This is a genomic window from Nitratiruptor sp. SB155-2, from assembly GCF_000010325.1.
Classification (GTDB): domain Bacteria; phylum Campylobacterota; class Campylobacteria; order Campylobacterales; family Nitratiruptoraceae; genus Nitratiruptor.
Window position 1 is genome coordinate 1,786,124 of the sequence record NC_009662.1, and the last position, 24,781, is coordinate 1,810,904.

At 41.6% G+C, this 24,781-nt stretch carries 24 protein-coding genes; 3 read left to right on the forward strand and 21 right to left on the reverse strand.

All coding sequences use genetic code 11. The features are described from left to right. Position 1 precedes the first annotated feature (1 nt). From NIS_RS09395 to NIS_RS09425, 7 genes are all read right to left on the reverse strand, one after another. Positions 2-472 (reverse strand): tetratricopeptide repeat protein, encoded by a 471-nt coding sequence (locus NIS_RS09395; protein ID WP_041354079.1) that lies wholly within the window; start codon positions 470-472, stop codon positions 2-4. Beyond that, the gene (locus tag NIS_RS09400) at positions 465-1,922 is read right to left on the reverse strand and encodes a GNAT family N-acetyltransferase (RefSeq protein WP_012083135.1); all 1,458 of its coding nucleotides are present in this window, start codon (positions 1,920-1,922) and stop codon (positions 465-467) included. The genes NIS_RS09395 and NIS_RS09400 overlap by 8 nt, the downstream gene beginning before the upstream one ends. Then, positions 1,912-3,117, reverse strand: coding sequence for a M20 family metallopeptidase (locus tag NIS_RS09405; protein ID WP_012083136.1), 1,206 nt, complete (start codon positions 3,115-3,117; stop codon positions 1,912-1,914). Before NIS_RS09405 ends, NIS_RS09400 begins: the two co-directional genes overlap by 11 nt. A 38-nt stretch (positions 3,118-3,155) precedes the next feature. Further along, positions 3,156-3,839 (reverse strand): anaerobic ribonucleoside-triphosphate reductase activating protein, encoded by a 684-nt coding sequence (locus tag NIS_RS09410; protein WP_012083137.1) that lies wholly within the window; start codon positions 3,837-3,839, stop codon positions 3,156-3,158. After that, positions 3,821-3,991 (reverse strand): anaerobic ribonucleoside-triphosphate reductase, encoded by a 171-nt coding sequence (gene nrdD / locus NIS_RS10255; RefSeq protein ID WP_012083138.1) that lies wholly within the window; start codon positions 3,989-3,991, stop codon positions 3,821-3,823. The genes NIS_RS09410 and nrdD overlap by 19 nt, the downstream gene beginning before the upstream one ends. Continuing rightward, positions 3,988-6,111 (reverse strand): ribonucleoside triphosphate reductase, encoded by a 2,124-nt coding sequence (locus NIS_RS09420; RefSeq protein ID WP_012083139.1) that lies wholly within the window; start codon positions 6,109-6,111, stop codon positions 3,988-3,990. The genes nrdD and NIS_RS09420 overlap by 4 nt, the downstream gene beginning before the upstream one ends. A 74-nt stretch (positions 6,112-6,185) precedes the next feature. Next, positions 6,186-9,563, reverse strand: a complete 3,378-nt coding sequence (locus tag NIS_RS09425) for an oxoprolinase family protein (protein WP_012083140.1) — start codon at positions 9,561-9,563, stop codon at positions 6,186-6,188. 53 nt (positions 9,564-9,616) lie between these two features. Here NIS_RS09425 and pyk point away from each other — a divergent pair, with 53 nt between their 5' ends. After that, the gene (gene pyk, locus NIS_RS09430; protein ID WP_012083141.1) at positions 9,617-10,993 is read left to right on the forward strand and encodes a pyruvate kinase; all 1,377 of its coding nucleotides are present in this window, start codon (positions 9,617-9,619) and stop codon (positions 10,991-10,993) included. Positions 10,994-11,312: 319 nt separating this feature from the next. Here pyk and NIS_RS09440 read toward each other — a convergent pair whose 3' ends face one another. Together NIS_RS09440 and NIS_RS09445 are read right to left on the reverse strand one after the other, a co-directional pair. Then, entirely contained in the window at positions 11,313-11,669 is a 357-nt protein-coding gene (locus tag NIS_RS09440) for a hypothetical protein (protein WP_012083143.1), read from the reverse strand. After that, positions 11,659-12,651, reverse strand: a complete 993-nt coding sequence (locus tag NIS_RS09445) for a siroheme decarboxylase subunit alpha (protein ID WP_012083144.1) — start codon at positions 12,649-12,651, stop codon at positions 11,659-11,661. Before NIS_RS09445 ends, NIS_RS09440 begins: the two co-directional genes overlap by 11 nt. A 107-nt stretch (positions 12,652-12,758) precedes the next feature. Between NIS_RS09445 and NIS_RS09450 the strand changes: the two genes are divergently transcribed. Together NIS_RS09450 and NIS_RS09455 are read left to right on the forward strand one after the other, a co-directional pair. Next, on the forward strand, positions 12,759-13,334 hold the full coding sequence (locus tag NIS_RS09450; RefSeq protein ID WP_012083145.1) for a precorrin-2 dehydrogenase/sirohydrochlorin ferrochelatase family protein: 576 nt from the start codon (positions 12,759-12,761) through the stop codon (positions 13,332-13,334). Beyond that, positions 13,334-13,708 carry a hypothetical protein gene (locus tag NIS_RS09455; RefSeq protein ID WP_012083146.1) on the forward strand — a complete coding sequence of 125 codons (375 nt, stop codon included), beginning with the start codon at positions 13,334-13,336 and terminating at the stop codon, positions 13,706-13,708. The genes NIS_RS09450 and NIS_RS09455 overlap by 1 nt, the downstream gene beginning before the upstream one ends. A gap of 2 nt (positions 13,709-13,710) precedes the next feature. Here the strand turns inward: NIS_RS09455 and NIS_RS09460 are convergent, their stop codons facing one another. The 12 genes from NIS_RS09460 to cobA all read right to left on the reverse strand — a co-directional run bounded on the left by NIS_RS09460 (position 13,711) and on the right by cobA (position 24,766). Further along, complete coding sequence (locus tag NIS_RS09460) at positions 13,711-14,166, reverse strand: nitrous oxide reductase accessory protein NosL (RefSeq protein ID WP_012083147.1); 456 nt, start codon at positions 14,164-14,166, stop codon at positions 13,711-13,713. 11 nt (positions 14,167-14,177) lie between these two features. Further along, on the reverse strand, positions 14,178-15,005 hold the full coding sequence (locus tag NIS_RS09465) for an ABC transporter permease (protein WP_012083148.1): 828 nt from the start codon (positions 15,003-15,005) through the stop codon (positions 14,178-14,180). Further along, positions 15,002-15,472: a hypothetical protein gene (locus NIS_RS09470; protein WP_012083149.1), complete on the reverse strand. Its 471-nt coding sequence runs from the start codon at positions 15,470-15,472 to the stop codon at positions 15,002-15,004. The genes NIS_RS09465 and NIS_RS09470 overlap by 4 nt, the downstream gene beginning before the upstream one ends. Further along, positions 15,459-16,097, reverse strand: coding sequence for an ABC transporter ATP-binding protein (locus tag NIS_RS09475; protein ID WP_012083150.1), 639 nt, complete (start codon positions 16,095-16,097; stop codon positions 15,459-15,461). Before NIS_RS09475 ends, NIS_RS09470 begins: the two co-directional genes overlap by 14 nt. Beyond that, complete coding sequence (locus NIS_RS09480) at positions 16,094-17,005, reverse strand: NapH/MauN family ferredoxin-type protein (RefSeq protein WP_012083151.1); 912 nt, start codon at positions 17,003-17,005, stop codon at positions 16,094-16,096. The genes NIS_RS09475 and NIS_RS09480 overlap by 4 nt, the downstream gene beginning before the upstream one ends. 10 nt (positions 17,006-17,015) lie before the next feature. After that, positions 17,016-17,513, reverse strand: a complete 498-nt coding sequence (locus NIS_RS09485; RefSeq protein ID WP_012083152.1) for a c-type cytochrome — start codon at positions 17,511-17,513, stop codon at positions 17,016-17,018. Continuing rightward, the gene (locus tag NIS_RS09490) at positions 17,510-18,088 is read right to left on the reverse strand and encodes a c-type cytochrome (RefSeq protein WP_012083153.1); all 579 of its coding nucleotides are present in this window, start codon (positions 18,086-18,088) and stop codon (positions 17,510-17,512) included. Before NIS_RS09490 ends, NIS_RS09485 begins: the two co-directional genes overlap by 4 nt. A 2-nt stretch (positions 18,089-18,090) precedes the next feature. Beyond that, entirely contained in the window at positions 18,091-18,873 is a 783-nt protein-coding gene (locus tag NIS_RS09495; RefSeq protein ID WP_012083154.1) for a 4Fe-4S dicluster domain-containing protein, read from the reverse strand. Continuing rightward, entirely contained in the window at positions 18,870-20,087 is a 1,218-nt protein-coding gene (locus NIS_RS09500) for a nitrous oxide reductase family maturation protein NosD (RefSeq protein WP_041354080.1), read from the reverse strand. Before NIS_RS09500 ends, NIS_RS09495 begins: the two co-directional genes overlap by 4 nt. Continuing rightward, on the reverse strand, positions 20,084-20,872 hold the full coding sequence (locus tag NIS_RS09505; RefSeq protein WP_012083156.1) for a hypothetical protein: 789 nt from the start codon (positions 20,870-20,872) through the stop codon (positions 20,084-20,086). The genes NIS_RS09500 and NIS_RS09505 overlap by 4 nt, the downstream gene beginning before the upstream one ends. Before the next feature lie 189 nt (positions 20,873-21,061). Then, positions 21,062-23,653 carry a Sec-dependent nitrous-oxide reductase gene (gene nosZ, locus NIS_RS09510; protein ID WP_050724169.1) on the reverse strand — a complete coding sequence of 864 codons (2,592 nt, stop codon included), beginning with the start codon at positions 23,651-23,653 and terminating at the stop codon, positions 21,062-21,064. 381 nt (positions 23,654-24,034) lie between these two features. Next, complete coding sequence (gene cobA, locus NIS_RS09515) at positions 24,035-24,766, reverse strand: uroporphyrinogen-III C-methyltransferase (protein ID WP_012083158.1); 732 nt, start codon at positions 24,764-24,766, stop codon at positions 24,035-24,037. Between the last annotated feature and the right edge of the window lie 15 nt (positions 24,767-24,781).

Genomic DNA, 24,781 nt, shown 5'->3' on the forward strand with positions numbered 1-24,781 from the left:
ATCATTTATGACTTTTGAAGTTGAGTTCCTCTTCTTTCACACACGCCTCCTCTACTCCCAGATTGCAGGCTTGATGGTAGTAATGGTAAGCTTTTGTAAGATCTTTTTTGACAAGTTTTCCCTCTTCATAGGATAAACCAAGAAAATAGCATCCAACTCCATACTCCTCTTCACAGGCATCGCTGAAAAGCTGCATGATTTTTTTTGGATCTCGTTTTAGGTTGGCCTGCTCTTTTTCCCACATCACACCTAGATTGACACAACCTCTTTGATCACCAAGTTCACAGCCAAGTGAGTAGTACTTGACCGCTTGGTAGTCATCTTTTGGCAAGTTAAAGGCTTTATCATACATATAGCCAATTTGCGTACATGCACTTCCTGCACCTTTTTGACACTGCTGTAACAGTTTTTTCCATTCAGAAGCCTCTAACAGGAACCCAAAAAGACAGAAAATGGTTACTCTTTTAAACATCTCTTTTATCCTGTAATATAAAATGATGCAACGCTTTGCAAAAGTCACTATAACATACGATATTTTGCTCTTCGATATTTTCAGCCAGCTCCAGCTGCATCCTCAAATAATCTTTTTCGTTCCTGCGTAAAAACAAAACACCACAATAAAAAAAGCCAAGCTTTCGTAATACCTCAACGACCTCATCAATATTTGCCACACTTGCCAAACAGATATCAGCGTATACCATATCGGGATGTTTTTTCACTGCCGCTTCAAAGATTGCTGTAACTTTTTCTTTCAATCCTTTTGCCCCATCTATGACAATGGTGGCGATATTAAAGATAGGATTGTGTTCAATGGCAATCTGCTCTTTTTCTTCCCCTTCTTTTGCTGTCTCAAAAGGAACTTCACACAATCTATAGGTCTTTTCGATCCACTCTTTATATCTTTTGGGGACGAATATTTTTCGCTTTTGCTTATTAAAAACCAGATACTCTACAACAACAGCTCCTCTTGTATTGCGAAAGGGGTATTTATGCCCTTTGAGGCGGACCATCTGATGCACCTCTCCAAGCTGCAAAGCGGTAGGAACAAATCCAAATCTGGCATTTGCCCTTTGGCTAAAGGGATGAAAAGTGATTGCCTCTCCAAAAAGAGCACTAAGATGAAGCTCTTTTGCCTTTTGAATGAGTTTCTCAAACATCGCCTTCATGATCCCCATCCCTTTAAACTGGGGATCCACAACAGCAATGCCAATTTCGGCTGTATTGGAATGAGGTACCATGACAAGAGCAAAATGTCCCACTATCTTGTCATCAACCTCAGCAACTATAGAGTGAATTGCGCCGCTTCGCTCTTTTTGCACAATCTTTTCTGGGAAATAGAAAATATCTTTGAAGTAGGTATAGCCATAATTTTTATAGATAAGCCTTACGATATCTACCTCATCCCCCTCTCGGAAACTGCGAATTGTGAGTTTGTCTTTGAGATGCTCTTTTGCTGTTTTGTCCAAATCGTCACCTATATCGCTGTAAAAAGGAATATCTTCTTTGAGACGTAGATGCATCGGAACATATTTGACAACAGAAAACTTTTTGCCTTGTAAGCCTAGATTGAAATATTTAAAGCTGTCTACAAGCAAATAGACCCGATTAAGGCCTCTGTTTTTCTCTTTTAGATCCACTGGTACTCGTCCAAAAAGCTTTGGATCAAAGGGAATCCCCATATCTCTTATATCCACTTTGATACCGTTGTGAAAAATTTCACACTCAATCTCAATAATTCCCTCTTCCTCTCTCTCATAGGCATGCTCCACAGCATTTTCATAAAGTTCCCGGACTGCTTCAATCAATTCATCACGCTCTTTTTTTGGGAAAGAGACAATTTCGCACAACTCTTGTAAAAACTTCTGTACCGGTTTGAAAAACTCGATATCATTATAGGTTTTGATAAAAAATCTATTTTTCACACTGCACTTCCATGGCCATCAAAGCTGCTGCGCTTAAAATTTTCATGCCAATTGGCAGGGCATCCTCATCTACATCAAATTTTGGATTATGCTGCGCTACGCAAGTTTCTTTTTCAGGATTACATACTCCAAGACGAAAAAAAGCACCTGGTACAATCTCAAGGTATCTGCTAAAATCCTCACCTCCCATGACCGGCTCTTTTAGATCGATCACGTTCTCTTTGCCAATGATCTCTTTTGCAACTTCTACCACTATGTCTACCATCGCATCATCATTGACAAGTTCCGGATTGCCATAGGTATAGTGAAACGAATATTTCGCTCCCATGGAGTGACATATCCCATAAATGGTATCTTCCATCATCGCTGGAATCTTTTTTCTTACCTTTTCATTCACCGTTCGAACAGTCCCGGTAAGTTTTACATGATCACAAATCACATTGGGTGCAGTCCCACCTTCAATCGTCCCAAGGGTAATGACTGCTGGATGGAGCGGATCGATACGGCGTGATATGATATGATTGAGTGAGTTCACACACATGGAAGCCACCAAAATCGCATCCACCCCTTCATGGGGTCTTGCTCCATGAGCGCTTTTGCCAAAAATCTCGATCTCAAAAGTATCGGCACTTGCCATCATAACACCATACTTATAGCCGATTTGTCCGGTCATCAGGTATGGATAGACATGTAGTCCAAAAATTGCTTTGACGTTTTCCAGTGCCCCATCACGTATCATCTCCTCGGCCCCACCGTCACTCACCTCTTCAGCAGGCTGAAAGATGAAGCGAACATTGCAAGGAAGCTCATCTTTTACATGTGCAAAAGCGATAGCGGCTCCTACTGCAATTGCCGTATGTGCATCATGTCCGCATGCATGCATCACTCCAGGTACTTCACTGGCATAGGGTCTGCCCGTCTGCTCCTGAATCGGCAGAGCATCCATATCGGCTCGAATTGCTATAAAAGGTTTATTTTCATCCACCACCAAATCGGCTACGAGCCCATGATGCGTCTCGAACTCTTTGATCACATACCCTTCAATCTCCAAAATCCCTTTGACAAGATATTTGGTGTGCTCTTCGTGGTGCGAGAGTTCAGGGTGTTTGTGGATATCTCTTCGAACATGTATAACTTTGTCTTTGAGCCCATCAATGATTCTGAAAAGCTCTTTTTGCACTTCTTGAAGCGCCATAACAGATCCTGTTTTTTTCTATGATAAGTGAAAAAAGTTTAAAAGTTTCTGTATCGAACATCGATAGAAAAGGGGATATCCGTTGACAAAGTTCGGTTCTGTTCGGGAATAGGTTGAAGAGTCTTTGGAGCGTTGCGGAAGTTTTGAATGTAGTAGGGTCCTTTGTACCCCTCTTTTTCAAGGAGTGCTGCGAGATATTGGATATCCCCTTCCTCTAACAAATCTGTATGAACCGTCGTGCGTACTTCGAAGGGGGTGGAGGAGCGAAGAAGAAAGCGGAGAGTCTGAAGCACCCGGTCATACAGATTGAAACTGGCAAAAAGAGTCTGTTTATACGGGGGAGCTTTGAGATCCAAGGCAACAAAATCAAGGAGATCGGCATCCAAGAGTCTCTGTACAACTTCAGGCCTGCTCCCATTTGTATCGAGTTTGATCAAAAATCCGAGCTCTTTGATCGAAGAACAAATGGTTTGCAGCTCTGGATGCAGTGTCGGTTCTCCTCCACTAATCACAACCCCTTCCAAAAGACCTCTTCTTTTTTGTAAAAACTCCAAAGCCTTTTGGAAAGGGTAGCGATTTTTTCCATGAACGATTTCGGCATTGTGGCAATAGGGACAGTACATATTGCAACCGGCAAGCCAAAAGATGGCCGCCGGTGTATCGGGAAAATCCAAGAGAGTGAATGGAGTTATATCATAGATGTTTATACTACTTCTAGACATCGCTTCTCTTTAAACTGTTTCCTCTCTTTATGCTCACCCTTCTTGCCGATATTGAAACTCTCTACCGGTCTGTGATACCCCATGACTCTCGTATAGACCATACATTTTGTTCTTTTGTGTTCTAGGTGTTTTAAAATCTCTTCTCCTCTCATGAAACCTCCTTTTGTAGATATTCTTGAATGAGCTCTTCATCGCATTTTGGACAATACTCATGCTCTCCACTAATGTAGCCATGTTTTGGACAGACACTAAATAGAGGCGTCACGGTGATATAAGGCAAACGATAGTTTGTAATGACAGCTTTCACAAGTTTTCTTGCGGCCTCAGCACTGCTTACCTTCTCACTCATATACAGATGCAGTACCGTTCCGCCAGTGTATTTACACTGCAGTTCATCTTGCAACTCCAGCGCTTCGAATGGATCGTCTGTATAGCCCACTGGAATCTGAGAGGAGTTTGTATAGTAGATATGTTCACCAAATCCCGCTTGAATAATATCTGGATATCTCTTTTTATCCTCTTTGGCAAAACGATAGGTGGTGCCTTCTGCAGGCGTGGCTTCAAGGTTGTACAGATTGCCCGTCTCTTCTTGATAACGCTTCAAGCGGTCTCTCATGAAATCTAAAATCTCTATTGCAAACTGGATCCCACGCTCATCGGTAATATCGTATCTATCATCAGTAAAATTTCGTATCATCTCATTCATGCCATTTACACCAATAGTGGAAAAATGGTTATCAAAATTTTTGAGATACCGTTTCGTATAGGGATACAGCCCTCTTTCGAACAGCATCGTAATGAAAGCTCGTTTTTTCTCCAACGTGCTTTTTGCAATATCCATGAGTCTTGCAAGCTTTTGAAACAGCGCCTCTTTGTCTCCTTTGAACCGATACCCAAGCCTTGCCATATTAATAGTCACAACTCCGATACTTCCAGTCATCTCTGCACTGCCAAAAAGACCATTCCCCCTTCGCAAAAGCTCTCTTAAATCCAGCTGCAATCTACAACACATACTGCGTACTGCATTTGGTTTGTAGCTGTCAGGATTCTCTTTTCTCTCTCCTGTTACAGGATCGATGATATATTGGCTGCCGATAAAGTTCTGAAAATAACTGCTGCCAATTTTTGCGGTATTTTCAAACAAAATATCGGTATTTTCTCCATACCAGTCAAAATCCTCCGTGATATTGACTGTCGGGATCGGAAAGGTAAAAGGTTGTCCCGACTTATCGCCTTCGGTCATCACTTCATAAAAGGCCCTATTGATAAGATTCATCTCTTTTTGAAAATGTTTGTATGTCAAAGAGGTTGGACTGTCTACTCCCAGCTCTTTCGCTTTGGCAACCATTTTTGGATCATCCGCAATATCTTCAAAAAGATGCCTGTCATTTTTTGTTGGAATCTGATCGGCCAGATCTTTTGGAACGGTCCAATCGATAGTGATATTTGTAAAAGGACTCTGTCCCCAACGTGCCGGAACATTGAGGTTGTATACAAAGCTTCTTATCGCCTCTTTTATCTCTTCGTAACTCAGATCATCTTTAAAAACATAGGGAGCCAGGTAGGTATCAAAGGAACTAAAAGCCTGCGCTCCTGCCCATTCACTCTGTAAAATCCCCAAAAAGTTTGCCATCTGTCCAAGGGCCGTTCGAAAATGATTTGGAGGTCTGCTTTCTACTCTGCCACGTACTCCGTTAAAACCTTCATTGAGCAAAACCCTCAGACTCCAACCGGCACAGTATCCTGTCAAACAGTCTAAATCATGGATATGGATATCGGCATTTCTGTGCGCAGCTCCCTCTTCGGGACTGTAGACTTTATCAAGCCAGTAGTTCGCGATCACTTTTCCGGCCAAATTATTCACAAGTCCCGCATTGGAGTAACCTGTATTGGCATTGGCATTGATCCGCCAGTCACTTTTGTTGATATACTCTTCTACAGCATGGGTAGTATCGACAAATGTGGTGTCTGGAGTGAGTCCTAAAATACGCTCTCGTTGCATCTTGTGCAAAAAGCGGTAGGTGATGAAGGATTTCATCACATCAAAATAGCCGGCTCGATGGAGTTCGTACTCGATAATATCTTGAATCTCTTCTACGGCTTTGACGGTATCAAAGCTAATGCGAATGAGTACCGCTTCATACACTTTTTTATCATACGGAACCAAAACGCTGTCAAATGCCGCTTTGATGGCATCTTCTATTTTATACGGTTTAAATGACTCAACACTTCCGTCTCGTTTGATGATAACTTTTGGAAAGTTCAGCTCCATCGCTACTCCTTTGCTGACATTGTAGCGAAGGAGAATGTCAAAAAAGAGGCAAAACTATGGCTATTTTGTGGCTTTTAGTCTCTTTCTCCCCAGCCCCCTCCACCGGGTGTTTTAATGATGAGTCTATCACCAGTTTTTGCAAAAAAGTGGATCTTTCCTCCAAGGTTCAAGGTTCTACCTTCACGAACAAGATAGTTTTCTCCTCTTTTCCCCTCTTGGCCGCCTGCAAGTCCATATGGAGCAAAAGCTCTGCGCTCCGTCAGCAAACTCACCTCAACCGGCTCCAAAAAGCGATATACCCGTTTTACACCCTCTCCACCTCTGTACTTTCCATCTCCACCACTATCTGCTCGTAGGCTAAACTCCTCTATCATCATAGGAAACCTGCTCTCTATCACTTCAACATCGGTAATTTTCGTATTGGTCATATGAGTATGCACTCCACTTGCCCCGTCACCGTTTGGAGTCGCTCCAGCCCCACCTGCAATGGTTTCATAATATCCAAAGCGCTCATTTCCAAAGATCACATTGTTCATACACCCTTGGCTTGCCGCAGCTACATTGAACGCTTTGAAAATCACATCGACAATACGCTGACTGGTCGTTACATTGCCACCAACGACAGCGAGCTCCTTATCCGGATTTAAAAGAGTCCCTTTTGGTGCGATTATTTCAATATCTTGAAGCAGTCCATCGTTGAGGGGAATCTCTTTTTGTAGCATTACCCGAATTGCATATAAAACTGCACTTCTTAACACCGCAAAAGGGGCGTTTTGATTGCCAAGAAGCTCGGGACTGGAGTCACTAAAATCAAAAATGACTCTTTGAGCTTTGTAAACTTTCAAAGCGATCTTTGCACCACTGTCCAGATAATCCTCGGCCTGGGCTATATCGATCGAATCGAAAAATGCTTCAACGCTTCTTCGGCTAATGCTTTTAATCGACTCAAAAAACCGTGGAAGCTCCTTTTTTAAAGGCAGCAAACTCTTTATCCCCTCATTATTGGCGGCAATCTGTGCTTTGATATCGCTGATATTGTCTTCAATGTCTCTTGCACCGGCACTCTCAAAAATAGATCGCAAGACCTCCTCATTAAAGACTCCCTCCTCTACTACAGGAAAACTTTCAATGATTGCACCCTCTTCATGCAAAAACTTTGAAAATGGAGGCATACTCCCGGGAACTTTACCACCAATATCGGCATGATGCCCCCTGCTTGCCACCCAAAAAAGGGTTTTGCCATTTTCTATATAAGGCGTTACGACGGTGATATCCGGTAGGTGCGAACCCCCTTCATAGGGTACATTGGTGATGTAGGTAGCATCTTTATAGCCTTTGGCTATGATAGATTTGACTACACTGCTCATAGAGCCCAGATGAACCGGAATATGCGGTGCATTGACGATCAGATCCCCTTGGCCGTCAAAAATAGCACAGCTAAAATCGGCCCTTTCTTTGATATTGACACTTTTGGCGCTCTTTTGCAAAATATCACCCATCTTTTTGGCAATAAACTCGAGACGATTGGAAAGAAGAGCCACTTTTGCTGCTTCAATCACTCTTTCCTCTTTGCTCTCAACATCGATCACAATATCTCCATACGCATCGATCGATGCGCTGCTTTTTGCATCTAAAACGATAGTGGAGTGTTCCAAAGCTATGAGGGCCGGACCGGCGATTTCATTGTCTGCTTTGAGTTCGTTAAAAACCGGAACATCTCGCCATCCCTCATCAAAATAGACTCTTGCAACCCTCACTGGCTCCATTGCACCTTTAGCAACTGTGGGACGGTTTGGTTTTTGTGTGAGTTTTATGAGGGTCACTTTGACGCTCTCTATCTCGATATCTGAAGTTGGCAAAAAGCCGAAAATCTCTCGATAGCGCTTTTTAAAATGCTCTTTATAGTTTTCATAGGGAACCTCGATGGAGTTGTTCGTCCCTTTAAAGCGAACAAAAACGGATCGCTGCTTTTGAAAATCCTCGTACCCTTGCTCCAACTCTTCAAAGAGTTTATCTATATCCGCACGGGCCATCGCTACAAGCTCTTTTTTGACATCGGCATATGCGATTCCCACAGCAGACAATATACCGCTATGTCTGTGGATGAAAACCTTCCGTATACCAAGTTTTCTAGCAACTCCCACAGCATGCTGCGCTCCCGCTCCGCCAAAGACGCACAATGTATGCTCTTTTGGATCGTATCCTTTTTTGATGGTAATCTCTTTGATGGCATTTGCCATATGCTCATTGGCCACGTCGATAAATCCCAAAGCCACCTTTTCGATCGATTTGCCAAGTTTCTTTGCCAAAGGTACAAAAGCTTCTTTCGCAGCCTCCACATCCAATGGTTCTTTGCCACTTTTGCCAAAAATTTTTGGCAAAAACTCTGGATTAAGTCTTCCGGTAACGGCATTGGCGTCACTCACACTCAAAAATCCATTTTTTCCGTAACACACGGGTCCTGGGTCACTTCCACTGCTCTCGGGACCTACGACGAACATCCCCTCCTTTTCAAAAAGCCTGCTTCCTCCACCGGCAGCTACCGTGTGGATATCCACCATCGGATAAAAAATATTGCATCCTGCCACCTCATCGCTCATTTTGAGTTCAATCTTTCCGTCATAACGGCTCACATCGGTACTGGTCCCACCCATATCAAAGCCTATCAAAGGCTCCCCATTATAGATACTAGAGAGTGCCACTACACCACCTGCTGGACCACTCAAAAGAGCGTTGACGCCGCGAAACTCCTCGGGAGTGCAAAGGCCTCCATCGCTTTTGATGAAAAGGATTCGTTTTTGATCAATTTCCACACCCTTTAAGATTTTCTGGACATACTCTCGAACAACCGGGGTCAAATAGGCATCAACCACCGTTGTATCGGCTCTATCGATCGCTTTTTGCAAAGGTATCACTTCACCGGAGAGCGTTACCTCATAGCCATTCAATTGCTCTTTTATCTTTGTTTCATGGATAGGATGTAAGTAGCTATGCAGCAGCATCACCGCTACATGCTTATATGTTGGAGTCGGTATATGCTGTAAAGGTATTGCAACCACTGGTTCGCCATTTTGTAAAATAAGTCTCTCATCAACTTCCAGTACCTCTTTATATAACGGCTTCGGCTTTTTGATATCCAGTGCAAAAAGATCGCTTCTATTTTGATAACGTATCTCTAAAATGTCTTTAAATCCTTTCGTGACCAAAAAGGTTAGATCCACTCCTTTTCGTTCAAGCAACGCATTTGTCGCTACCGTCGTTCCAAGTCGTATCCACTCGATATCTTCCCAACTTCTTCCCAGCTCATCTAAAATTAGCTTGATTCCGTAACTGTTGGAGTCTTCATACAAAGGGCTTTCACTCAGAATCTTTTTTGTTACAATTCTCTCATCATCGACAATGGCATAGATATCGGTAAATGTTCCCCCTCTATCGATTGCTATTTTGATCATTTGTAACCTTCTTGTTAAAATCTTTGGATATTATAGTGCAAGAAGGAGTGAAAATGACAAAAATCGTTGCGACAATTGGACCAAGTTCAATTGAAAAAATAGACAAACTCATTCTTGCCGGAGTCAATGTTTTTCGGCTCAACTTCAGTCACGCCGATCACAAAACCCATAAAGCATCTATCAAAAAAATTCGAGAAACGGCTAAGAAACTTGGTACAAAAACGGCCATTTTACAAGATATCAGCGGTCCTAAAATTCGAATCGGCGAGGTTGATGGCATTTTGGAACTCAGCAAAGGCGACAAAATTCGCCTTGTCAAAACACATCCAAAATCAAAATATGACCTGACACTCAGTTATCCGCAAATTATCGATGATCTAGAAGTTGGCGAGTATGTCTTCTTCGCCGATGGAACCATCCGGACAAAAGTGATCGAAAAAGATAGCGACAGCGTTACACTCCTTGTCAAAAATCCAGGAGTCCTTTCAAGCAGAAAAGGTGTCAACTTTCCCCACTCCAATCTGCGTCTTAGCGCCATTACACCAAAAGATGAGAAAGATTTACGATTTGGAGCCAAAGAGGGTGTGGATATCGTTGCAATCAGTTTTGTCAACAGTGCTCAAGATATCAAAAAAGCGCGTTCCATTCTAGCCCAAGAGGAAGCAAATCCATGGATTGTTGCCAAGATAGAAACGAAAAAAGCGGTGGAAAACCTTGAATCGATTTTGCAAGCAAGCGATGGGGTCATGGTGGCTAGAGGCGATCTTGGCATAGAGGTGGGCATCGAAAAGGTTCCCGTAATTCAAAAACGTATCATCAAAGAGGCCAACCGATTAGGAAAACCTGTCATTACTGCAACACAGATGTTACTTTCTATGGTCAACTCCCCTTTTCCAACACGAGCGGAAGTGAGTGATGTGGCCAATGCAGTGATAGATGGAAGCGATGCGGTGATGCTCAGTGACGAGACGACTGTAGGCAAATATCCGGTTGAGGCGGTACAGACCCTACGAAAAGTCATCGATGAGACCATGAGCATCTATCCATTTTACAAACGCTATGAAGGAAAAGATGTCGATGCCATCGCCGGTAGCGTTGCTGATCTATGCCGCTCAATAAACCCAAAAGCGATCGTCTCCTTTACAAGCAGCGGTACAACGGTCAAAAGCATTGCAAAATATCGCCCCAATGCTCCTATCATCGCTGTTACACACGATAAAAAGACTTCCCATAAACTTTCGCTGGTATGGGGAGTACAAACCGTTTTGGAGATGCCAAAAATCAAAAATCCAGAGCATCTCATTCAAAAGTTTCTCGATACAGCCTTGAGAGAAGAGTTTCTCTTTTTGGGCGATAAAGTTATCATCACGATGGGGAGTATCGTAGGGAAAGAGGGGACCACAAATATGATTCGAGTGGTTGAGATATAACTAAACTAACAAATTTTAATGATACAAGAGCGCTAGAAAAATAGACTAGCCCCGTAAGGAGACTTTAGTGTTTGTAATTTTTAGCTCCTGTGAAATGGCAAAAATTTATGGTTTATTTCATCAATTAGTACATACGCATATGCATTGGTATCATAAATCCGGTAAAAATAGCTCCAAAAATAAACGAAAAGAACCAAAAAATTACATATAATATAAGCATAGCCGGTATGGAGGCCAGTGCCAACTTCACCATGAACCAGACAAGGTCCCAAAATGGCACCTTTAAACCTGTAATAATCACTTCATTTTTCTCCATAATTCACTCCACTACGCATTCTCTGATATTGTATCCTCTTGGAAAATCAGGATGAACAAACTCGCCGTTTTTTATCTTCCATTCACCTTTATTGATCAAAACATACCCTATTTTGTTTGTCTTATCAAGACATAAGATGTTTTTCCCTGCTTCAAAGGCTTCCTGTACAGTTTTTATGTGATGCATACGCCAATTGTAATGAGCGATCAATGCAACGACCAAAAAAATTCCCAAACCACTCAATATCTTCTTCGCATTGAGTTCAACAAAAGGTCTAGTTACTATAAATAGCGCAATACCAAAGATAAAAAGTGAAATAAGAATATAGACAAACTCCTCTTTAAAAAAATCAACCACCATACTGCTGCTCCCATTCTTTAAACGCATCGCTAAAATAACGAATACGCTGTTTTTTAAATTCTCTTGTCGAGTAGAGATATCGATACTCTTTGGGCGCTATCTCCGCTTCTATCTCTTTTACGACAGCCTCCACCTCTTCTTTACTTTTACCATGAATCATACTAAAAAGCGGATAGGGCCAGTTGGGATAGGTAGGCCGAAGATAGCAGTGACTCACCGCACTAAATTCGGCAACCTTTTGGCCAATCTCCTGGGCTTTTTCTTCATCCACACTCCAAACCACCATGGCATTGGCGTTAAATCCAGCTTTTCTATGATACAAAATCGAGGCAAAACGGCGCATATAGCCACCATCTTGCAATCGTTGTACCTCCTGCTGCAGCTCTTCATAACTCAACCCGAGTTTTTGTACAATCTTTTCAAAAGGCTCGGCAACCGGTTCGATATCTTCTTGCAGCTCTTTTATGAGCTTATAATGGACTGGTTCAAGCTCGAAATCTATTTTTTTCTTTTTTGTCACTTTTTCCTTTTTGGATTTTTTGCCAGCAACATCGAGCTGCACCTGTATCTTGAACATCTTTTTTGTAGGTAGGATAATGTACTCTTTGGCATTGGTTCGCTGTGCCATAAGCGCAACCGTCTTTTCAAGCCCCAAACGGCTATCGGGCTCTACGGCTATGGTAAACCAAAGATTAAAATCGTGGTCTCTTTCATAGTTGTGCGAAACGCCTGGATGGGTATTGACAAATGCTGCTGCTTTTTCAATATCATCTACTTGAAATGCCACAAGACTGGATCGATACCCTAAAGATTTTGTATCAAATATCGCTGAAGTTTGGCGTATGATTCTCTCTTCTTTGAGCTTTCTATATGTATCTAAGACCTCTTCCTCTGTCACACCCAGCTCATTGGCCAAGTGTGCGAATGGTCTTTTCGTAACGGGAAACTCTTTTTGTATGAGAGTTAGCAGCTCTTTTTCCATCCGAAGCCTCTTTTTTCTTTTATTGTATTTGTTTTATACTTTGGTTTCCTTGATAGCTGTCAAAATCCTTCCTTTCAAGTTTGGCTATCATTACATAAAGGAGAAATATGAGCTTTTTCCCCGCTTTACTCAAACTGCAAAGCAGACGTATCTTGGTTATCGGTGGTGGGAAGATTGCAGGCGATAAAATTTCGCATCTTCTGGATTTCACACAAAACATCACCATCATCGCCCCTCATATTGATGCTCGAGTGTTGCAGATGGCTCAAGAAAATGGTCTGCAGATCATCCAAAGAGAGTACCAAAAAGGGGATGTCAAAGGTTTTTTTATCGTTATCGTCGCAGTGGATGATCTTGAGGTACAAAAAGAGGTTTTCAACGAGTGTCATCAAGAAGGGGCTCTTTGCAATGCAGTGGATAGCATAGAGTATTGCGATTTTATCTTTCCCTCCTATATCAAAGAGGGTGATCTCATCATCGCTTTTTCTACCAGTGGAGCTTCTCCTGCACTGTCCAAATATCTCAGGCGAGCCATCCAAAAGCTTTTGCCTAAAGATATCGCTCGATTTATCGAAGAGATAAAAGCCTTACGCCAAAAACTGCCTAAAGGCAAGGAACGCATGCAACTCCTTGATAGTAAAGCCAAAGAGTATATTCAAAACTATTTTACAAAGGATAATTGATGTTTAGTAGAAAAATCTTATGGGCCTTTTTCTTCGCGTTCTTGTTTGTTAGCTTCATCGCATTTTATTCCAATTTACCCGAGCCAAAAAACAAAAGAGTCTACACCGAACTTTTGCAATATTTTCCCTATAAAATCGAAAAAGAACTTGGCGGCATCGATATCGTAGATAAACGAACAGGTAAAGATCTTGATATCGCCAATGCTCAAGTCTACCTAGCGTATGACGCGATGCTGAAAAAGTGGGGAAAAACGCATTTACGGCTCAAAGGGTCCAATCTCATCGTTTTGGACGATACAGGAAAAGAGATCGGACAAATCACCCTTCATACCCAAAAAGAGGTTGCATGGGTACGAAAGTTTTTTGGACTCTAAAACTATGGCATATCAAGATATTTGATAAGCCCAATGCCCTTATGGACGATCTCTGGAAATGTCAAAATTTTTGTACCACCATATTTTAATCGAAAGATATTGAGTGCATCTTTATTTCTCACAGGAATCAGGTCGTCACCTTTTGGCCCTTGGAGACGACTGCCAAAAACATAGGTGGCACCCTCGGCTTTGATCCAATCTCCGCTAATGTAGTCTTTTACCATCAACTTTTTAAAATCGGTCTCTTTTGTGATATTGTATTCAGGAAACTCAAAAGGTCGCAGATAAAAATAAAACATCGACTTAGGACAGCAAAACAGGACCGATTTTTCATTTGCAAGTTCTATTTTTGCTTGAAACCTGGGATATTTGTTCACATCGATATGATAGACGGGGTCTTTGACAACCTCAGCAAAAAGTGCAACGACAAACAGAATAAGCACCACGATACGTTTCATAACCCCTCCTCTTATAAAAGATCTCGTTTTTTGAAAAAGTAATACCCAAGTGCCGCAAAGAAAAAGCCCACAAACAGCGGATAAAAAAAAGCATACAAAATAAATGGCGTATGGCCAAAATTATCGAGTAAAAAGTACGCCACCGGTCCCATGACAGTAAGTTCTGGATCAAAAAGACTCATCGCTCCTACACGGAACACTTCCAAAGGATTAAGGAGAGCTATGGATATGATCACCTCATCACTCCATCTGTTGGCAAGCATGAGTCCGATCAATGCAATATCCAAAAAGGCTAAAAGCATAATCCATACAACAAAACTTGCTCCAAGAGCTACATCATGCGATTTTACAATGGTAGAGATGAAAAAGGCTATTCCCAAAAAGGCAGCACACATGCTAAAAAGAAATGCACTGTAAACCAGAAGCATTTTCCATGGCAATTCACCACCCTTAAAGACTCCCCATACCACACCTAAAATGAGCGCCAAAAAAACTGGAACAAAAACGATAAAAAATCTACCAAGCATTTTCCCCCAGTAATACTCTTTCAACGATACAGGGAAAGAGAGCATATACTCCAGTATCGCACTCTCTCTATCGCCAGAAATGGATTTTACTGTAGTGATCAAAATAAAAATAGGCAATATCACGATAGTCACTTGCATATAGACAAGCAGTAGCCTACTAAGTCCAGTGAAACCCATCACGACGCTATCGGTAATGCCTGTGATGAAAAAGAGGGCCATCAAACCGCCAAAGACCAACAGGTAGACAAGAAACCACCGGCTTCTTGTTGACTCTTTGATATCCAGTTTAGAAATGAGGAATAGATTTTTCAATGTTGCTCCATATGCATTTTGTGCATTTTTCTTTTTTTGATCGTTTTTTCCATCTCTTCATAGCTAAGTCCTTTATCCCCTGCCTCACTCGGCAAAAGTGCTCCATATCCAAAATCCATCGGTGTGGTATAGCCTTTAACGTAGCGGGCTTTTTTCGCATCGATCCATTTCCCGGTTTTGGCATCGGTAATCCAAACTTTGACGATATGGATATCTGGATGCGAACGCTTCCAAAGAACATAACATCCTATATCATCAAACCTATATACTTTTTGGTGATCATCCACAGCTTGCACAGCGAACTTTCGCTCACTGATTGCCATCTTACAGCGATCACATAGATCTCTATCCCAATGAATCGGTGGCGGTTCTTTGGTATAGTCCTTTTTCGAACAGCCTGTCACAAAAAAGAGTCCAACCATCAAGAGTTGTGCCAATAAAAAACTCCAAACTTTAAATCCTTTCATCTTCCACCACCTTTCCAAGATCCATATAGATCTTTCTATTGATCAATGATTCCACCTCTTCCAATCGATGCGTAATGTAGATCGTAGTCACTTTTGGATCCAAACCCTCAAGTAATCCATAAAATCGCTCTCTCGCCTTTGGATCTAGATTTGCCGTAGGTTCATCAAATATCAAAATATCGCTTCGTTTCGCCAAGGCAATGGAAATAAGCATTTTTTGTTTCATACCGCCACTCAATTTAAAAAAAGGTTTGGAGAGATTTTTCTCTAAAGCAAGATCCATCTTTTTAGCCTCTTGCTCTATATACTCTTTGTTAACCCCGGAACTTTTTGAGACATACTCCATCAGTTCTGTTAAACTAAGCTTGATGGGAGGAGGGGTTTGTGGAATGAAGCTGATATGGCGTAAAACCTCTTGCCGCTCCTTGATAGGATCGGCTCCATTGACGCGAATGGAACCGCTATCAAGATGATAAAATCCCAAAATGGAGCGTACAAGCGTTGTCTTCCCGGCTCCATTAGGCCCCATCAAAGCGATCTTGTCACCATCTTTGATAGTCAAATCGATCCCATCTAATACATTGACATCTAAAAAACGTTTTGTAGCTTGGCATACTTCTATCATACTAGATTCTTCAATCGAAATTCGAAGTTATACGCATCCTCGTGGCATACGTCAAAACATCTTGCACACATTATACAATCACCATCTTTAACGAACTCTTTTGTGATTCCCTTTTCCTGACGCTCTGGGTCATATTTTGCTTTGAACCGTTCAAGAACATGCTCTTCGGGACATGCGATAAAGCAGGCTGCACAGTGATCACACTTTTCCATGTCCCATTGCACTTTCATAGGACTCGCCCATCCCAAAAAGCTGTAAGTGGTTCCTATCGGACAGACATATTTACACCACGCTCTTCGTGAATAGAAGATCTCTATGAGCAAAACAACGAGGACCCAAACTACTGCGAGGCTCCATCCATACACAATGAAACGACTCAAAATTCCGACAGGATTGATCACTTCGAACACCATATAGCCATCAATTGCCGCTGCAGCAAGAAAAATAGCCCAAAAGATATATCGTACTCTTGGATTGAATTTATGCTCTTTAATGATATGCTTGCTGACCAATTTTTGATGAAAATACTCCCCAATTTCACTTAAAAGTCCGTAGGGACAGACCCATCCGCAAAATGCCTTTCCCCCGACAAAAAAATAAAAAGCAACAATCGTCGATACACCAATGATGATATTGGTATGGACATGATGCTCGGCTGCCAAAATTTCCAAAGCCGCAAAAGGATCGATCAAATGAAAGCCCAAAAGTCTTGAGCCTGTCAGCGTACCTTCTAGAAACTGTATATCGATATGATACGAGAGAAAAAAGGCCAAATTGATTATGATAATACTCAGCCAGCGCCAAAAGCGCCAGGTGGGACGAATCTTTCCATCCCTTGTTTTGTAGTAGAGTGTCGACCATAAGGGGGCACCTATAATTTCTCGTACACTCCAGTTGTATCTATCCACGACTCTCCCCTTATTTGGATTGATTCATTTTTTGTGCGAAAGAGGCGATTTCTGTTGATAACTCTTCCAGCTTTGCATCGTCCAGTTTTTGCAAGAGTCCATACATTACATAATTTTTCCGTTTGCCTGTTTTAAAATCGTGGAGGGCTTGAAGGATATACTCTTTACTTTTTCCGATAAGTTTCGGGCCTACTGCGCCCTCTCCATTGATACCATGACAAGAAGCACAGTTTCTACGATAGAGTGGACTCACATCAAAAGCACTCAAGCGTCCCGCTTTCTCTTTCAATACTTTCAGTTTGGCCTCTTCCTGATTCTCCTCTTTTTTTTGGACTTGCTGCCTCGAGGTTGCCTGCACCTTCTTGTTCATAGGCACTTCCTGCTCGCTTTTAGCAATAATTTCATGAATCATCTGAAGTCTATGGACTTCCCTGTCAAGATTGGCCATATACAAAATGGCTGCCACAGTGAGTGCACCTGCTATTGCTGCAATAATGTGTCGTATCATTTTCTATCCTTTTGTCCATGTTGCTCAAGTAGTTTCTTTACCTTTTTGTTGAATGCTGCAATCTCTTCAGACAAAGCTCGAAGTTTTTCATCGCTTAATCTATGCACAAGCTGCTGCATCAATACATTTTTGCGTTTACCTGTTTTAAATTTTTGTAACTGCTCATAGATATAGGATCCATCTTTATCAAGCAAAGATGGTCCAATGATTCCATTGGCATAATCATCATGACATGCAGAACAGTAAATCAGAAAATCTTTACTCAGTTTATTTGCCCAGAGTGAAATCTGGACTTTTTGGTAATTGTTTACAATATGCCGATAAGCACCAAGCTCTGTATATGCACCTTCATCTTCGACCTCTTGCTTTTTCTTTTTTGCTTTATTATAGGAGTAGTAGAACTTCCCGCTGTCACTACTTTGAGAACCCGTCTCTTTTCGTTGTTGCACCGCACCTTCTGTTACAGTAATCTTAGCCGGTGCATTCGCTTCAGTCTCTTTTTGCTCTTTTTTCTCACTACAACCGCTCATACCTACAATAAACACAATAGCTACTATTACATGTAATACTCTCATCGTTATGCCTTTTTCCCGTAAACCTCTTCATAGGTTTTTCGTGGGACTATTTTTAATACATCGGTAGGACACAGCTCTACGCACGCGCCACATCCTACACATTTATCCCGAATTTCTGGAATGAATCCGCTCCCTTTTCGTACCATACCAATCGCTAGAGAAGGTTCAGGGTAAGGACATAGATCTGCACAGATAGTACATTGTTTCCCAACATATTTCTCCACTTTTTTCAAAAGTTCTGTCTGTAAAACTCTTTTTTCGCTTGGAGATGGCAGATCATAGATCTTTTTCTCTCGTCTTTCAGCCGGAGTCAAAACTTTCGTGTGTTCATAGATAAGATCTTTTTCGCTTTCGGGAACTGGCTTATTGTGTAACGCCAGACACGCACTCTCGTTTGCTATGACAGCCACTCCCATGTGTATTTTTCGTACATCGTCTGCTTTGGAGTGATCAAGCGCGCCACTTGGACAAGCCAATATACATGGTAGTGCCTTACATAGATAGCACCCTCTTTTGTCTGGATCGATATAAGCTGTTCCAAGTCCGGCTTTACCATTTACATCCTCGAGCATGATCGAATCGTAGGGACATACTTGCAGACACTGTCCGCACTTTATACAGAGGGCCAAAAACTGATGCTCGGGCATCGCACCTGGAGGACGAAGAGGAGACTCTTCACGCTCTAAAAGCTCTTTTCCTCCCCATACAGTTCCAGCAGCAGCCAGGCCAAGAACACCAAGGCCAACCATCTGCTTCACAAATTCTCTTCTTTTCTTATCATTCATGATACCCCCTCTTCATGCATCAGCGGTTTAGGATCTGTGAGTAGTTTAATAGGCTCTGAAAAAGGTGCCAGTTTGTACAAAAAATTCAAAATGCTAATCACCGGTGATCCGTAAAAAAATCTGATATTGGGATTGAGAAGCCAAAGCTTATCCGCATAATAATAAAGTGTATACGGTACATCGCCTATCCCATCACCATCTTGATCAAAACCTTGATAATCGTCCCAGTAGTTTTCATACCATTTATTCATGACTGCATGGATCCGTCCTTGACCCGAATCGTCATAGACATTTTCCATATTTCCCTTGAATACATTCTTCGTAATGAGATTGTCTGTACTGAGGGAGTGAAAATGAATTCCTATGGAGTTATACAGTATTTCGTTACCGACAATTTTGTTGGTCTGTCCCGGCTCAAAAGGACTCCGATCGATATACAAACCCTTTGCACAATATAAGATGGTATTGTTTTGCAAGGTAAAATTGGATGCATCTTTTAAGCCTATTCCAATTCCGGTCGTTCCAAGTGAACTCATGATAATATTATTTTTTGCAATAGTGTCTTTCGAATACATAAAAAATATCCCGACACTATTGTGTTTAAAGACATTGTTTTCTACAAAGTTTCTGCCGGCATACATAAAATGAAGGCTATATCTGCCATATTCGCCTCTATTATGGACGATTTTATTGCCATGGCTATACCACACCACAAAATCTCTCGATTTATACAGATGATTGTCCTGTAAAATGTTATCGTTGCTGTACCAAAGGCGAATACCGTCTCCCCGTATTCCCAGAGGAAACGGCTTTGAAGTGATATAGTTGCCTATGATTTTGGAATTTTTTACATTTTGTAAATCAATACCGAACAGACAGTCGATAATTTTACAGTGATCTATTTGTACAAAAGAAGCATCTTTCACAGAGATTCCAGCGTCTATCTTTTCATGCTCACTACCGCTATTTCGGATAGTAAGATCTTTTAAGATAACATTGGAACTTCTAATCGCAATAACAGTTCCATGTCCTCCCCCATCGATAACCGTTCCATGTCCAACAAGCATCAACGGTTTATCAATGACTATCGGCCCTTTAAGCACTCCTTTTGGCAAGTCGAGCCTGGATCCTGGCTTTGCTTTATGAATAGCATCTTGCAAGATCCCAGCATGCAACATCAAGCCAAGGAGAGACACTAGGGCCATCTTTTTCATGAAACTTTTCTCTCTTTTAGGTATCTGTTTTTGGATATGATGGCTAAGAGGGTAAAGAAACTGATAGCCAGCAACAACCAAAACCCGATGGTAGGATAGGAATGGGTTGTAAACTGCGCCACCTTCCCATCTCCAAATACCGTGGGCATAAATGGTTTAATCTTAAATGCACCCCAATCATGCATATGATGACCAAACCAGTAGAGCCAATATGCATAAAATCCCAAAAAGATTAGTGGAAGCGCTACAGCAATCCACATAATATAATTCAACCACTTCCAATCATACAGAATGAAAAGAACATATGCAAAGGCCAAAAGAACAAGAACATAGGGTGCGATCATACGAAGATACGGCGCACCTCTTTCCATCGGATCCATACCGATGAAATGGTTAATCGTGTTCATCTCATGCACGTCACCGCTAAACCCATCGAAGTGATAATAAACAGGGATGCCTTCAGGAAAGGCATCTTTCGGGTAGTTCGGTGCTTCTAGTGAAACGTACCAAATCGGGGCGCTTGCTACACCTATCTCCGCATTGTACTCTATCATTTTTTTCAAAATCGGATTCTTATCTTTATCCAACGCTTCAGGCGGCGTATTTGGACTCACATACCGCCCTTTCATATAGTAATCCCACACTTTGTAAGCGATTGCCGGAATTTTATCTGCTTTTCCCTGCTTGGCTAGATAGTTGACATCGTGTGTCAGTACAGCCGGTATAACAAACCAGTAGAGCAATACGGCCAATGCGATCAAGGCATAGATCTGATACTTTTTCATTGTTTCATCCTTCAACAGAAATTATTCATATCATAACACTAATTGTTATAAAAACAGATGATCTACATCAAAAATTACTCTAGATTATTTTTATTATTGCATTTAATTATATAAATTGGGCCGTGAGGCTCTTGCAACAATAAAAATAATCTTAAAATATAGATGGAACCCAAAGGGGCCCCATTATGATTAGAAGAGATGAGCGTTTTGATCGATCCACTTGAGATATTCGATGATATCTTTGATTTGCTGATCGCTCATATGCTGATTCGGCATTCGGAGGTTGAAGTAGTCAATCAATGTTTTCACATACGGATCATTGTAGAACTTAGATGGGTTTTTGATAAATTCTGCAACCCATTTTTCACCATTTTCGTGACGTTGGAGTACCCCTACAAGGTCTGGTCCGGAACTTACTTTACCGATAACGTGACATCCGTTACAACCTCCTTCAGCAAAGGCTATCTCTCCTCGTTTTGCAGCTTCGCTCATTGGAGTTGCAAGTTTTTTCACTAACAAATCTTTCGCACGGATTCCAACGTCGGCAGCTTTTACAAGATATTGCCATGCTTGGTATTGGAAGTTGATCGCCGTTTCTATATCGCCTTTTTTGAGTGCCTCTTCGGCTTTTTTCTCTTCAGCTGGCACTTTGTTGAACTGATCGAGTGCATCTTCTACAAGCTGTTTCACAACAGGATATTTTTCATAGTGATTCTCTTTCAAGAATTTCACAACGCTTTGGATAACTTTTTTGGTTGCTTCGTTGAGAGCGACTGTTTTTTTGTACTCTTTCATGAGCTCTTCTTTGCTCATTTTTTTGAGTTTGATTTTTCGTACAGATTTGTAGACTTTATTCGGATCTTTTACAAGCAAGTATCCCATCATCTCTAGGTGAAGTGCAGAACAGAACTCTGTACAGTAGTAAGGGAAGACCCCTTCTTGATCTGCTTTAAATGTCACCGCTACCGTTTTACCAGGCTCAAGTGATGCATGGACATTGTACCAATCTACTGTGAATCCGTGTGTTTCGTCTTCTGCTCTCTCTAGGTTTGTGAGATAGAATGTAACGATGTCGCCTTTGTTGACAGTTACGTGCTCAGGATTGATGTGGCTTCGAACAAGAGTGCCGTAAACATAGACATGGTTTCCTTTGCGAACAATTTTTTCTTGTCCAGCAAGCGTTTTTCCTCTATGAATTTTTCCTGTAAATGGATTCGTCCCCATTGGGTATCGAACTTCTGGGTGAAGTTTGCTTGCCCGAATCGCTACTGCTTGGTGCGGTTCACCCAAAGGTACCGGCATGTCATAAAGCAGTTTCATTTTTTTACCGCTTACATCGATCAACTGGTGGTTTTGTGGATGAAGTGGTCCGATTGGATTGAATCTATCGATTGCAAGTTTATTCAAAGCAATAATATATTCGCCTTGTGGATCTTCCGTTTTACCTTCCATTCCACAAAGGTGACCGATATTGTAATTTACATTGACTCTATCTTTGATTTCACAGTTGAGATAATCCCACTTGACAACCTGGCTGTCAACATAGAGTGAGGTATAGATTTCTCCTTCGGTTTTCCATTTTGGACCATACTGGTTATGCAGTGGTCCTAGACCAAGTTCAGCTTGACAATGCATTGCTTTTTTCATGTCGATAATCGGAATACCATATGGGTCTTTTCCTGCAAAATCGTGATTTTTCACCGCTTCCATGATCTTTTTGAAATCATATACCGTTGCATGGGTATCGAGCTTACCGCACACAACGATGTAGCGACCATCCGGGCTTACATCCACACCGTGTGGGGATTTTGGCTCAGGAATCAAGAAGAGACAATCGTTTTTCACCGCTACTTCGATCGGAATAACTTTGTGCCCATTGATGATTTTCACATTTTTTGGATCTTTGGCAAGTTCTGCTAGTTTTCTCCAGTTATATACGTGCAAGTAGTCCGTATCGTTTCGGCTACAACCAGCTTCAAATGGAGGAAGCCCTTTTTCGATTCCACCAGTATACATTTCAGAGTTAAAAGAGTTGGTAAAGCCCCATCCATAGCTCAACTCTTTACCCGCATCGCTCAAATCCTGCATATAAGGCGGCATCTCGATAGTGAACGACTGATCTGGAATAATACGTCCATTTTCATGATCGAACTTCCAAACCGTTACACCACCACGGTACACATCTACATACTCTTCCATAGGATGATAGTTGTTGTCAAAAGGAGCTGCATATTGACACGCTTCTAAAATATATTCACTGTTTGGCGTAAAAAATGCTCCACCATGATCGGACTTAAAAACCGGATTGACAACAATCTGCTTTGTCACGAAATCTTTTAAGTCGATGACTGCGAGTCTTGGATTCGCTTTATCGTTAATAACAAGCCACTTTCCATCGTATACACCGTTTGTTTCAGAGAGTGCCGGGTGGTGCGTATCTCCCCAGGTAATCTTTTTACCGTTACGCCAACCCTCTTTCAAGACCTTCTTCGTGTCATCATCATATCCCCAACCTTGCCAAGGCTCAGGAGTAAAAACACCGATAAACTTTAAAATCCGCATGGAAGGTACACCATACACCATAATCTGCCCAGATTGTCCGCCGGAGCTGAATACGATATATTTATCTCTTCCACCTGATGGTGTATAGGTTTTTGCCGCCGCGAGGATATCATCTTGCGTCAACCCCCGCTCTTTCATAATCTTTTCTAGCTCACCTTGCGCAAGTGAAACAGTAGAAACCAGTCCCGCCGCCGCCACAAGGCTTATCAGCCTTTTCATGACTCGATACATTCTTTCCTCCTTTAATAAGCGATTAACACTGGGTTAACATTTATAAATTATAGATGCTATTGCTTGAAAAGAAGCTTAAATTTTTAAAAATTTTATAAAAATGTGAAGGGTTTGTTATGATGTATTGAAATCTTGTTTAAGGTTTTGTGGCATTTTTGTGACTTTTTCACTGATTTTAAAACTCGATAATATCGATATATTTAAAAAAGAGAGGAAGAATTGGGATTTTTACTATTAGACAATACCTTAAAACAAATAATTAAATGAATAAAAATTTTCCTTTGGCTTTCATTACGCCGTTTTGTAGCACTTTAGTGGATTTTTTATTAAACTATATGAAAACAGAAGCTCTATGTCGTAATTTAAATCTTACTCAAACCAGTTCAATGCATCACGAAGTTCCACTACTTTTCCCACTACAATGAGTGCGGGGGTTGGAAGATCTTTCGCTTTTTCGTAGATATTTCCCAACGTGCCAATTACAGTTTGCTGCTCTGGAGTGGTTCCTTTGGAGATCACTGCTACCGGAAAATCCTTCGGTTTTCCTATTTCAATCAGTTTTTGTGCAATATTTTGAAGATTATGCAGCCCCATTAAAAAGACGATGGTATCGTCCGTTCTAAAATTTTCCCATGGAATCTGGCTCGCTTCTTTATTTGGCGCCTCATGGCCAGTCACAACCCGAAAGCTTACACTCACGCCTCTATGTGTTACGGGAATGCCGGCGTAGGCTGGAACACTGATAGAGGATGTAATTCCTGGAATAACTTCAAATTCGATTCCTCGCTCACGAAGATAGGCGCCTTCTTCGCCCCCTCGTCCAAAAACGAAAGGATCGCCACCTTTGAGTCGAACCACTACATCAGCCCGTAAAGCACTTTGGTAGATCACCTCATTGATCTGATCCTGGGGCAAAATATGCTTGCCATCCTCTTTTCCCACATAGATAAATTCGCACCCGTTCTTTGCCATTTTCAAAATCTCGGGGTTAGCCAATCTGTCATAGATGATAATGTCTGCTTCTTTGATAACTCTTGCGGCTTTTAGCGTTAACAGTTCCACATCACCGGGACCTGCTCCAGTCAAGTAGACCTTCCCCATTTTCTGCCTTTTTTT